This is a genomic window from Streptomyces sp. E2N166 (genome assembly GCF_003671715.1).
Lineage (GTDB): Bacteria > Actinomycetota > Actinomycetes > Streptomycetales > Streptomycetaceae > Streptomyces > Streptomyces thinghirensis.
The window spans coordinates 163,077-174,193 of sequence record NZ_RAIF01000031.1 but is presented as its reverse complement, the minus strand read 5'-3'; the positions used below and the strand labels follow the sequence as shown (position 1 = coordinate 174,193).

Genomic DNA, 11,117 nt, shown 5'->3' with positions numbered 1-11,117 from the left:
GTTGATCCACAGCAGCAGGGCGACGGGGACGCCGAAGGCGCCGTACATGCTCTTCGCGGCTACGCCCTGCATGTAGCCGCTCAGCAGCAGCTTCAGCAGTTCGAAGCCGATCGCGCCGATCAGCGCCGCCACCACCAGGCGGCGGCGCGAGGGCTGGACGCCGGGGAGCAGGGTCAGCACGTACAGCAGCAGGAGGAAGTCGGCGAGTACGGCGACGGCGAACGCGGCGACGTAGAGCAGCGCCCCGCCGAAGCCGCCCTCGGCGATGCCCAGCTGGCGGATGATCCAGCCGACCAGCGCCGAGGCGACGGTGGAGATGCCGACGGTGACCAGGAGGGCGCCGCCGAGACCGACGAGGACGCCCGCGTCCTTGGCCCGGTGCAGGAAGGGGTTCTCCTCCTCGTCGGGCAGCTCCCAGACGGCGCGCAGGCAGCCCCGGGTGGCGTCGACCCAGCCCATGCCGGTGAACAGCAGCAGGGCGCCGGCGATGAGGCCGACGGTGCCGGCGTTGTCGATCAGACTCTGGATGTTCAGCTGGTCGGAGATGCCGGGGATCTGCTCGGCGATCTTGTCCTGGAGCTTGTCCTGCTGGTCCTTGCTGAGCGTGGCGGCGGCGATGGCGGCGGCCAGGCTGAGCAGCGGGAAGAGCGCGACGAAGCTGGTGAAGGTCATGGCGGCGGCCAGCCGCGTCCACTTCACCCGGTCCAGCCGCTCGTACGAGCGCCACGCGTGCGTGGTCATCAGCCGTGTCAGCCACGGCCCGACCACGGGGAGCTTCTTCAGCCAGTCCATGATCCGACTCTGCCCCCACTCGCCCGGGTCCATGATCCCGTCGTGCCACCGGTTCCTGCCCCGGTACGGAAGACCAGTGTTCTTGTGCCCCAGAAACGCAGGATGGTGGCCAGCACCATGCCGATTCCCGCCCCGGAGACCGTGTCGGCCCGCTGCGAGGTGAGGCCGAGGGCGTAGTGGCTGACGGCCAGGCACAGGAGCTGTACGGCGGCACCGGCGGCGTTCACCGCGAAGAACAAGGCGTACGGGCGCAGGCCCTGCGGGCGGATGTGCCGGTAGGTGCCGAAGGCGTTGCCCGCGTACGCCACGGAGCAGCCGGCGACGAAGGACAGGGCCTTGGCGGTGAGCGGGTCGAGACCGGCCGGGCCGCGCAGCCAGGTGAAGAGGCCGAGGTCGACGGCGTAGGCGAGGAGGCCGGTGGACGCGAAGCCCAGCAGCTCGCGCCGGCCGGCTACCAATTGGCCACTGCCAGGCCGTACATTGCCACCCAGACCACGCCGATCAGCGCGAGCGCCCGGTCGCGCAGGACGACGTCCTCGGGTTCGCCGGCGGTGCCGCGGTCGGCGAAGACGGCGTAGCGCAGGACGGCGAGGATGAAGGCGACCATGGACAGCTGGCGCCAGGGCAGCACGCTGGTGTGCGGGACGCCGCCCTCCTCCATGGCCCACAGGCAGTAGCCGAGGACGGCGACGCCGGCCGCGAGCTGCCAGACGAAGCGGAGGTAGCCGGTGGTGTACTCGGTGAGCAACGCGCGCGTGGCACCCGCCTTCTCGGCCATCTGGACGGCTTCGGAGTAGCGCTTGGCGGAGACCATGAACAGCGCGCCGAAGCCGGTCGTGATGAGGAACCAGCGGGACAGGGGGATGCCGAGCGCGAGTCCGCCGACCATCGCCCGCATCAGGAAGCCGGTGGTGACGACGGCGAGGTCGACGACCAGGACGTGCTTGAGGCTGATGCAGTACGCCAGTTGCATGGCGAGGTAGGCGGTCAGCAGGGCCGCGACGGCCGGCGGGCAGAGCCAGGCCGCGACGACGGGCGCGAGGACGCCCAGGACGCCCCCGACGGCGTAGGCGACGGGCACCGGGACCTGTCCGGCGGCGACCGGGCGGTACCGCTTGACCGGGTGGGCGCGGTCGGCCTCGGCGTCGCGGGCGTCGTTGACGAGGTAGACGGCGGCGGCGCAGGCAGTGAACAGGACGAAGACCAGGGCGAGCCGGGACAGGGTGTGCCAGGAGAGCAGTTCGCCGGCGGCGGCCGGAGCCGCGACGACCAGAACGTTCTTGATCCACTGGCGGGGGCGTGCGGTCCGCAGCAGACCCGCCGGGATGCCCGCCCGGCGGGGCGGCGCGGGTTCCTGCTGCTGTTCGGGGGCGCGTTGCCGCAGGACGGCCGTGTCAGTCACGGGTGCCTCCGCGCATCCAGTCGGTGCCGAGCCGGGCCGTGAGCGCGCCCAGGGCGGCGCCCGCCGCGACGTCGGAGGGGTAGTGGACGCCGACGACCAGCCGGGAGACGCACACCGCGGCGGCGAGCGGCCAGGCGGCGTGGACGCCGAGCGCGCCGAAGGCCACGGCGGCCGCCGCCGCCGAGGTGGCGTGCGAGCTGGGGAAGGAGTGCCGGCCGGCGGTGCGCACCAGGGGTACGACGTGCGCGGGACGGGGACGGCGCACGACCCGCTTCACGCCCATGCTGGCGAGATGGGCGCCCGCCGTGAGCGCGGTGCCGCGCAGCCAGGCCGAGCGCCGGGTGCCGTCCACGGCGGCTCCGGCCAGGCCCGCCGCGAGCCACAGCGCTCCGTGCTCCCCGGCCCAGGACAGGGCACGCGCGGCACCGGCCACGCGCGGGTCCGTGCCGCGGCCTCTGAGCGCCGTGACGATCCGGTGGTCCATGTCGTCGAGGTCGTCCATGTGGAGTCACTGTTCACGCCAACTGCGCGGGAAGTCCGGCAATATCGAGCGACATACCATTAATCACCCGTTTCGGGGACCACTGAGATGTTCTGGGACTAATAGCTCACATGAGGGCGATACGGTCACCGGCATGTCTGCCGACACCGTTCCCGTCACCGGCTGGGGCCGCACGGCGCCCACCGTCGCCCGCGTGATCCGCCCGCGCACGTTCCAGGAGGCCGCCGACGCCGTCCGCGACTGCGGCGTCCGCGGCGGCATCCCGCGGGGTCTGGGGCGGGCGTACGGCGACGCGGCGCAGAACGCCGGCGGCGACGTGCTCGACATGACGGCCCTGGACCGCGTCCACGCCATCGACGTCGACGGCGGCACCGTGCTCTGCGACGCGGGCGTCTCCCTGCACCGGCTGATGGAGGTGCTGCTGCCGCTCGGCTGGTTCGTGCCGGTGACTCCCGGCACCCGCTATGTGACGGTCGGCGGAGCGATCGGCGCGGACATCCACGGCAAGAACCACCACGTGTCCGGCTCCTTCGCGCGGCACGTGCTCTCCTTCGAGCTGCTCACCGCCGACGGCCGGGTCCGTACCGTGGACCGGGGCACGCCGCTGTTCGACGCGACCGCCGGCGGCATGGGCCTGACCGGGGTGATCCTCACCGCGACCGTGCGGCTCCAGCCGGTCGAGACGTCACTGATGTCGGTCGACACCGAGCGCGCCGACGACCTCGACGACCTCATGGCCCGCCTGACGGCCACCGACCACCGCTACCGGTACTCGGTCGCCTGGATCGACCTGCTGGCCCGCGGCGCGGCGACCGGCCGGGCGGTGCTCACCCGGGGCGACCACGCGCCACTGGACGCGCTGCCCGACCGGGCCCGGCGCGAGCCGCTGGCCTTCCGCACCTCCCGTCTCCCGGCCGCCCCCGACCTCGTCCCGGAGGGTCTGCTCAGCCGGACGACGGTCGGGCTCTTCAACGAGCTCTGGTACCGCAGGGCCCCCCGCCTGCGCAGGGGCGAACTCCAGCGGATCTCCGCCTTCTTCCACCCCCTGGACGGCGTCCCGCACTGGAACCGGATCTACGGCCGCGCCGGCTTCGTGCAGTACCAGTTCGTCGTCGGCCACGGCCAGGAGGACGCCCTGCGCCGGGTCGTGGGACGCATCTCCGCCCAGCGCTGCCCGTCGTTCCTGGCCGTCCTCAAGCGCTTCGGAGAGGCCGACCCGGGCTGGCTCTCCTTCCCGGTACCCGGCTGGACCCTCGCCCTGGACGTCCCGGCGGGTCTCCCGGGTCTCGGCACCTTCCTCGACGGCCTCGACGAGGAGGTCGCGAAGGCCGGCGGCCGGGTCTACCTCGCCAAGGACTCCCGGCTGCGGCCGGAGCTGCTCGCCGCGATGTACCCGCGCCTGGACGACTTCCGCGCGCTGCGCGCGGAGCTGGACCCGCGCGGGGTCTTCACCTCCGATCTCTCCCGCCGACTCACCCTCTAGGAGCTGTCGTGAAGGACGCCTTCGGCCTCCCCCAGTCCCTTCTCGTCCTCGGCGGTACGTCCGAGATCGCGCTCGCCACCGCGCGCCGTCTGGTCACCCGCCGCACCCGTACCGTGTGGCTGGCCGGCCGCCCCTCCCCCGCCCTGGACGCGGCGGCCGAGCAGCTGCGCGGACTCGGCGCCGAGGTGCGCACCGTCGCCTTCGACGCGCTCGACCCCGAGTCCCACGAGGCGGCGCTCGGCAAGGTCTTCACCGAGGGCGACATCGACCTGGTGCTGCTGGCCTTCGGCGTCCTGGGCGACCAGGCGCACGACGAGCGCGAGCCGCTGAACGCCGTCAGGGTCGCGCAGACCAACTACACCGGCGCGGTCTCGGCCGGTCTGGTGAGCGCCCGCGCGCTCCAGGCGCAGGGCCACGGCTCCCTGGTGGTGCTCTCCTCCGTGGCCGGCGAGCGGGCCCGCCGCGCCAACTTCATCTACGGCTCCAGCAAGGCCGGCCTGGACACCTTCGCGCAGGGCCTCGGCGACGCGCTGCACGGCACGGGCGTGCACGTCATGGTCGTACGCCCCGGGTTCGTGCGGTCGCGGATGACCGCGGGGATGGAGGAGGCGCCGCTCGCCACGACGCCCGAGGCGGTCGCCACGGCCATCGAGCTGGGGCTGCGGCGGCGCTCGGAGACAGTGTGGGTGCCGGGCGCCCTGCGCGTGGTGATGTCGGCGCTGCGGCATCTGCCGCGGGGAGTGTTCCGGCGGCTGCCGGTGTAGCGCCTCGGCGAGGGCCTACCGGGCAGGCAGGGAGCCGCTCTCCAGGCGTCCGGCCTGCGGGGGCACCGTGGTGCTGCCGAAGGGGAACTCGCGCAGCTTGCGCCACACCCCGTCGGCGCCCTGCTCGTAGAGCGCGAAGCCGGTGCAGGGCCACTGGGCCTCGTAGTCGGACAGCTCCTCGTAGGCGCGGTCCATCGCCGCTTCCTCGATGCCGTGCGCCACGGTGACGTGCGGGTGGTACGGGAACTGCAGTTCGCGCGGCACCGGCCCGGAGGTGTCGCGGACCCGCTTCTGGAGCCAGGAGCAGGCCGCGGCGCCCTCGACCACCTGGACGAAGACCACGGGCGACAGCGGGCGGAAGGTCCCGGTGCCGGACAGCCGCATCGGGAAGGGCCGGCCGCGCGCCGCCACCTCCGCCAGGTGCGCCTCGACCGCGGGCAGCGCGGCGCCGTCGACCTCGGTCGGCGGCAGCAGGGTGACGTGCGTGGGGATGCCGTGAGCAGCGGCGTCGCCGAAGCCCGCGCGCAGCTGCTGGAGCTTGCTGCCGTGAGGCTCCGGGACCGCGATCGACACGCCGATCGTTACGGTCCCCACGTCGTCTCCTGTCGTTACGTGTCACTCGTCGTGTGTCACTGTGCCGGACACCCGGATATCGACTGTACGGCCACGACCGTGCCGGGGGCAGGCGCAACCGGAGTGATGTGCAGCGCTACGGCGGCGTGCCGGGGCGCGTGCGGTGCCGATGCGGTGGTCGGGGCGGTGCCCCGGTCAGTGCTTGGCGGGGAGCAGGCCCAGCATGTCGTACGCCCGGGCGAGGGTCTCCGCGGCGACGGCCCGTGCCTTCTCCGCGCCCTTGGCCAGGATCGCGTCGAGGGTCTCCGGGTCGTCCAGGTACTGCTGGGTGCGCTCCCGGAAGGGCGTGACGAACTCCACCACGACCTCGGCGAGGTCCGTCTTCAGCGCGCCGTAACCCTTGCCCTCGTACTTCTGCTCGAGTTCCGGGATCGCCGCACCGGTGAGGGTGGAGTAGATCGTGAGCAGGTTGCTGACGCCGGGCTTGTGCTCGCGGTCGAAGCGGATCACGGTGTCGGTGTCCGTGACGGCGCTCTTCACCTTCTTCGCCGTGGCCTTCGGCTCGTCGAGCAGGTTGATCAGGCCCTTGGGGGTGGCCGCCGACTTGCTCATCTTGGCGGTCGGGTCCTGAAGGTCGTAGATCTTCGCCGTCTCCTTGAGGATGTACGCGGAGGGGACGGTGAAGGCCTCGCCGAAGCGGCCGTTGAAGCGCTCGGCCAGGTCACGGGTCAGCTCGATGTGCTGGCGCTGGTCCTCGCCGACGGGCACCTGGTTGGCCTGGTAGAGCAGGATGTCCGCGACCTGGAGGACCGGGTACGTGAACAGGCCGACGGAGGCGCGGTCGGCGCCCTGCTTCGCGGACTTGTCCTTGAACTGGGTCATGCGGCTCGCCTCGCCGAAGCCGGTGAGGCAGTTCATGATCCAGGCGAGCTGGGCGTGCTCGGGGACGTGGCTCTGGACGAAGAGCGTGCAGCGGTCCGGGTCGAGTCCGGCGGCCAGCAGCTGGGCCGCGGCGAGCCGGGTGTTGGCGCGCAGCTCCTTCGGGTCCTGCGGGACCGTGATCGCGTGCAGGTCGACGACCATGTAGAACGCGTCGTGGGACTCCTGGAGGGCCACCCACTGGCGGACGGCGCCGAGGTAGTTGCCGAGGTGGAACGAGCCTGCGGTGGGCTGGATTCCGGAGAGCACACGAGGTCGGTCATTCGCCATGCGCACCATTCTCTCAGGTCCCACCGGCGGCTCGCTCCCCCGGTCGGGGGCCGTCAGCCCAGGTCGATTTCCGGGTACAGGGGGAAGCCCTGGACCAGGTCCGTGGCGCGCTGGGCGATCTCCCGGGCCACCTTCTCGTCCAGGACGTGGGCGGCCTTGGACGGGGCGCCCGACCTTGTGGTGCCCGCCTCGGTGGTGGTCAGCACGCGGTCGATGAGGCCGGCCACCTCGTCCATCTCCGCCGTGCCCAGGCCGCGGGTGGTGAGCGCCGGGGTGCCGATGCGGATGCCGGAGGTGTACCAGGCGCCGTTCGGGTCGGCCGGGATGGCGTTGCGGTTGGTGACGATGCCGGAGTCGAGGAGGGCGGCCTCGGCCTGGCGGCCGGTGAGGCCGTAGGAGGACGCCACGTCGATCAGGTTCAGGTGATTGTCCGTGCCGCCGGTCACCAGGGTGGCGCCGCGCTTCATCAGGCCCTCGGCGAGCGCGCGGGCGTTGTCGACGATGCGCTGCGCGTAGTCCTGGAACGCGGGCTGCCGGGCCTCGGCGAGGGCGACGGCCTTGGCGGCCATGACGTGCGGGAGCGGGCCGCCGAGGACCATCGGGCAGCCGCGGTCGACCTGGTCCTTGAGGGAGTCGTCGCACAGGACCATGCCGCCGCGCGGGCCGCGCAGGGACTTGTGGGTGGTCGTCGTCACGATCTGGGCGTGCGGGACCGGGTCGAAGTCGCCGGTGAGCACCTTGCCCGCGACGAGGCCCGCGAAGTGCGCCATGTCGACCATGAGGGTCGCGCCGGCCTCGTCGGCGATCTCGCGCATGATCCGGAAGTTCACCAGGCGGGGGTACGCCGAGTAGCCCGCGACGATGATCAGCGGCTTGAACTCGCGGGCCGAGGCGCGCAGGGCCTCGTAGTCGATGAGGCCGGTCGCCGGGTCGGTGCCGTAGGAGCGCTGGTCGAACATCTTGCCGGAGATGTTCGGACGGAAGCCGTGGGTGAGGTGGCCGCCGGCGTCCAGGGACATGCCGAGCATCCGCTGGTTGCCGAAGGCGCGGCGCAGCTCGGCCCAGTCGGCGTCGGTCAGGTCGTTGACCTGGCGGACGCCGGTCTTCTCCAGGAAGGGCACCTCGACGCGGGCGCCGAGGACGGCCCAGAAGGCGACGAGGTTGGCGTCGATGCCGGAGTGCGGCTGGACGTAGGCGTGGCGGGCGCCGAACAGCTCGCGGGCGTGCTCGGCGGCGAGGGACTCGACGGTGTCGACGTTGCGGCAGCCGGCGTAGAAGCGGCGGCCGATGGTGCCCTCGGCGTACTTGTCGCTGAACCAGTTGCCCATGGTCAGGAGCGTGGCCGGGGAGGCGTAGTTCTCCGAGGCGATCAGCTTGAGCATGTCCCGCTGGTCGGCGACCTCCTGGCCGATGGCGTCGGCGACGCGCGGCTCGACGGTACGGATCACGTCGAGCGCGGCGCGGTAGGCGGTGGACTCGGGGGTGAGATCTGCGGGCATGGGGACCTCCGGACGGTGCGGTCGGCGTTCGGGTCGGCCCAGGCGCACGGCACTCGTCGTTCGAGCCGCTCCCCGATGGTCGGTCCCATCCCAGCGCGCCAGTCACGGCCCACACGCAGCCTACCGGGCGGCACGGAGGGCCGGGCCCCGGCGTCCACCATGCGAGCGACGGTCCTCAGAGGATCACGTGGGGCAGGAAGCGGGCGTACTCGTCCGTCACCAGGCCCGACGACTCCCTGATGCCCAGGCCCGCCGACTCGTTCTCCACCACCCAAGCGCCGAGGACGACCCGGTTGCCGTCGAAGTCCGGCAGGGGCGCCAGCTCCTGGTAGCAGCAGAGGTCGGCAGGCGGGGCCGGCGCTGCCGTGCCGGGGCGGTGGATCGTGACGCCGGCGCCCTCGCGGCCCAGGAGGGGCTTGGAGACGTAGCCGGTGGTGTCGGCCAGCTCGCGGGGGCCGTCGAGGTAGGCGGGGAGGAGGTTGGGGTGGCCGGGATACAGCTCCCAGAGGATCGCCAGCAGCGCCTTGTTGCTGAGCAGCATCTTCCAGGCGGGCTCGATCCACAGGGTGGTGCCGGTGCCGCCGCCGTTGTCGAGGGTGTCCAGGACGTGGTCGGCGAAGCGGTCGGTGGTGAGCCACTCCCAGGGGTAGAGCTTGAAGATGCTGCGGATGAAGCGGAGCTTGCTGTCGACGAAACGGCCGGACAGGCGGTCCCAGCCGATCTCCTCCATGGAGATCCACTCGGTCTCCAGGCCGGCCTGCTCGGCGGTCTCCTTGAGGTAGGCGACCGTCATCAGGTCCTCGCCCAGCTCGTCGGCCTCGGAGTTCGCGAAGTACAGCGGGCCGCCGGGCGGGAGGAGGGCGGCCTGCTTCTTCCAGGCGTCGATGAGGCGCTCGTGGAGGCTGTTCCACTGGTCGGCGCCGGGGAAGCTCTCCTCCATCCAGAACCACTGCGGGGACGCGGCCTCGACGAGGGAGGTCGGGGTGTCCGCGTTGTACTCCAGGAGCTTGGCGGGCCCCGTGCCGTCGTAGCGCAGGTCGAAGCGGGCGTAGACGGAGGGGAGTTCGGCACGGCGGTGCCAGGCCTCGGTGACCGCCCGGACCACCCGCGGGTCGCTGATGCCGAGGTCGGCGAAGCGGCCGGCGGTCACGATGTGCTCGGCCGCCGCCAGGCACATGCGGTGGAGTTCCTCGACCGTCTCCTCCAGCGCCTCGACCTCCGGGAGGGAGAAGACGTAGAAGGCGCTCTCGTCCCAGTAGGGGCGCAGGGAGTCGTCCGGGTGGCGGGTGAGGGGGTAGATGCACCCCTGCTCCTCCACCGTCTGCTGCCAGCCGGGGCGCGGCTCGGTGGTGCGGCGTTCCACGGCCGGCCTCAGCCGCCGCCGCTGCCGGAGCCGGAGCAGCCGAAGCCGCCGCGGTCGACGGCCTCGTCGCGGCTGAAGGTGCCGTAGTCGGCCCGGCCGTCGCTGACGTCGGCGTCGTAGTACCAGTCGGCGTCGGACACCTTCGACGAGCCGGGCTTCTTCTTGCCGCCCTGGCCGTACGAACCGCCGGACGAGCCCGACTTGCAGTTCTTGTCGGCGACGACCTTGTAGCCGTTGATGTAGTCGTAGCTGTCGCGGTCCACGCAGCGCCGGTCGGGGTCCGATCCACAGGCGCTCAGGGCCGCCGCGAGCACTCCCATGCCGCCGAGCACCACGGTGCTCGACCGCAGCCGTCGCCGGGTCTCCGCCATTTCCTTGTCTCCCCGTTGTCCACGCAGCTGTACGACAGTTGGGCCGATCGAGTGTACGGCCAGTGCCGCGGGTGGACTCTACGGCAGCGCCCGGCACAGCGCGTCCAGGGCCCCCGCCCAGGCGTGGTCGGGCGGGGTGCCGTAGCCGACGACGAGGGCGTCCAGCGGGGAGACGGCCGCGTCCGGGTGGCGGAACGTGGACAGGCCGTGGACGGCGAGGCCGTGCCAGGCGGCGGCCCTGACGGCCTGCTGCTCGGTGCCGGGCGGCAGTTGGAGGACGGCGTGCAGGCCGGCCGCGATGCCGGTGACGCGTACGTCGGGGGCGCGCTCGGCGAGGGCGGCGACCAGCGCGTCACGGCGGCGCCGGTAGCGCAGGCGGGCGGCCCGGACATGCCGGTCGTAGGCGCCGGAGCCGAGGAACTCCGCGAGGGTCAGCTGGTCCAGGACGCCCGGGGTGCGGCCCGCCATGCCGTCCATGACTTCCTCGACCAGCGACGGCGGCAGCACCAGCCAGCCCAGGCGCAGGCCGGGGGCGAGGGACTTGCTGGCGGTGCCCAGATAGACGACGCGGTCGGGGTCCAGGCCCTGGAGGGCCCCGACGGGCTGGCGGTCGTAGCGGAACTCGCCGTCGTAGTCGTCCTCCAGGACCAGTCCGCCGGTGCGGCGGGCCCAGTCGATCAGTGCCGTGCGGCGCTCCGGGTGCAGCGGCAGGCCAAGGGGGAACTGGTGGGAGGGGGTGAGCAGGACGGCGCGGGCGGTGGCCGCGTCGTCGAAGGGGCGGGTGCCGCGGTCGTCGAAGGGCAGCGGGGGCGTGTCGCAGCCCGCGCGTCGGAGCAGCCGTCGGTGGTGGGGCAGGCCGTAGGACTCGACCGCCACGGAGCGCGCTCCCCTGCGGCGCAGCAGGTCGGCGAGGACACCGAGGCCGCCGAGGAAGCCGGCGCAGACGACGATCCTGTCGGGGTCGGCGCGCACGCCGCGGGCGCGGGAGAGGTAGTCGGTGAGGGCGGTGCGCAGTTCGATCCGGCCGCGCGGGTCGCCGTAGCCGAGTGCTTGGTCGGGGGCGGCGGTCAGGGCGCGGCGGGCCGCCTTCAGCCACTGGGGGCGGGGGAACGACGCGAGTTCGGGCGTGCCGGGGACTAGGTCGTAGGCGGGCCGGCCC

Annotated in this window: 12 protein-coding genes and 1 riboswitch; of the genes, 2 read left to right on the top strand and 10 right to left on the bottom strand. The window is 72.7% G+C overall.

What is annotated here, in order from left to right; translation table 11 throughout:
• The 4 genes from EBH09_RS22770 to EBH09_RS22755 form a co-directional block, all read right to left on the bottom strand.
• The coding region (locus EBH09_RS22770; RefSeq protein WP_238697414.1) for a YihY/virulence factor BrkB family protein at positions 1–792 on the bottom strand (792 nt) is incomplete at its 3' end.
• Positions 780–1,250 carry a GtrA family protein gene (locus tag EBH09_RS22765; protein WP_121748800.1) on the bottom strand — a complete coding sequence of 157 codons (471 nt, stop codon included), beginning with the start codon at positions 1,248–1,250 and terminating at the stop codon, positions 780–782. The genes EBH09_RS22765 and EBH09_RS22770, both read right to left, overlap by 13 nt.
• A complete protein-coding gene (locus tag EBH09_RS22760) occupies positions 1,244–2,194 on the bottom strand; it encodes a decaprenyl-phosphate phosphoribosyltransferase (protein ID WP_121748799.1) in 951 nt (316 codons plus the stop codon). The genes EBH09_RS22765 and EBH09_RS22760 overlap by 7 nt, the downstream gene beginning before the upstream one ends.
• Positions 2,187–2,696, bottom strand: a complete 510-nt coding sequence (locus tag EBH09_RS22755) for a phosphatase PAP2 family protein (RefSeq protein WP_121748798.1) — start codon at positions 2,694–2,696, stop codon at positions 2,187–2,189. The genes EBH09_RS22760 and EBH09_RS22755 overlap by 8 nt, the downstream gene beginning before the upstream one ends.
• A gap of 133 nt (positions 2,697–2,829) precedes the next feature.
• Between EBH09_RS22755 and EBH09_RS22750 the strand changes: the two genes are divergently transcribed.
• Both EBH09_RS22750 and EBH09_RS22745 read left to right on the top strand, forming a co-directional pair.
• Positions 2,830–4,179 carry an FAD-binding oxidoreductase gene (locus tag EBH09_RS22750; protein WP_121748797.1) on the top strand — a complete coding sequence of 450 codons (1,350 nt, stop codon included), beginning with the start codon at positions 2,830–2,832 and terminating at the stop codon, positions 4,177–4,179.
• Positions 4,180–4,187: 8 nt separating this feature from the next.
• Positions 4,188–4,943 carry a decaprenylphospho-beta-D-erythro-pentofuranosid-2-ulose 2-reductase gene (locus EBH09_RS22745; RefSeq protein WP_121748796.1) on the top strand — a complete coding sequence of 252 codons (756 nt, stop codon included), beginning with the start codon at positions 4,188–4,190 and terminating at the stop codon, positions 4,941–4,943.
• 15 nt (positions 4,944–4,958) lie between these two features.
• Here the strand turns inward: EBH09_RS22745 and EBH09_RS22740 are convergent, their stop codons facing one another.
• The 6 genes from EBH09_RS22740 to EBH09_RS22715 form a co-directional block, all read right to left on the bottom strand.
• Entirely contained in the window at positions 4,959–5,537 is a 579-nt protein-coding gene (locus EBH09_RS22740) for a 2'-5' RNA ligase family protein (RefSeq protein ID WP_121748795.1), read from the bottom strand.
• Positions 5,538–5,711: 174 nt separating this feature from the next.
• The gene (gene trpS / locus EBH09_RS22735) at positions 5,712–6,725 is read right to left on the bottom strand and encodes a tryptophan--tRNA ligase (RefSeq protein ID WP_121749499.1); all 1,014 of its coding nucleotides are present in this window, start codon (positions 6,723–6,725) and stop codon (positions 5,712–5,714) included.
• A gap of 53 nt (positions 6,726–6,778) precedes the next feature.
• Positions 6,779–8,224, bottom strand: coding sequence for a glycine hydroxymethyltransferase (locus EBH09_RS22730; protein WP_121748794.1), 1,446 nt, complete (start codon positions 8,222–8,224; stop codon positions 6,779–6,781).
• Between the two features lie 29 nt (positions 8,225–8,253).
• Positions 8,254–8,340: riboswitch (ZMP/ZTP riboswitch) on the bottom strand.
• 59 nt (positions 8,341–8,399) lie between these two features.
• A complete protein-coding gene (locus EBH09_RS22725) occupies positions 8,400–9,587 on the bottom strand; it encodes a glutathionylspermidine synthase family protein (protein WP_121748793.1) in 1,188 nt (395 codons plus the stop codon).
• A gap of 8 nt (positions 9,588–9,595) precedes the next feature.
• Positions 9,596–9,958, bottom strand: coding sequence for a hypothetical protein (locus EBH09_RS22720; protein ID WP_121748792.1), 363 nt, complete (start codon positions 9,956–9,958; stop codon positions 9,596–9,598).
• 78 nt (positions 9,959–10,036) lie between these two features.
• Positions 10,037–11,117: PLP-dependent aminotransferase family protein (locus tag EBH09_RS22715; protein ID WP_153182710.1), on the bottom strand; the 1,081-nt coding region annotated here is incomplete at its 5' end.

Bases quoted from the DNA above. Each gene is read 5' to 3' on its own strand.
- EBH09_RS22755 (WP_121748798.1), bottom strand. From the start codon at position 2,696: ATGGACGACCTCGACGACATGGACCACCGGATCGTCACGGCGCTCAGA.
- EBH09_RS22750 (WP_121748797.1), top strand. From the start codon at position 2,830: ATGTCTGCCGACACCGTTCCCGTCACCGGCTGGGGCCGCACGGCGCCC.
- trpS (WP_121749499.1), bottom strand. From the start codon at position 6,725: ATGGCGAATGACCGACCTCGTGTGCTCTCCGGAATCCAGCCCACCGCA.
- EBH09_RS22730 (WP_121748794.1), bottom strand. From the start codon at position 8,224: ATGCCCGCAGATCTCACCCCCGAGTCCACCGCCTACCGCGCCGCGCTC.
- EBH09_RS22720 (WP_121748792.1), bottom strand. From the start codon at position 9,958: ATGGCGGAGACCCGGCGACGGCTGCGGTCGAGCACCGTGGTGCTCGGC.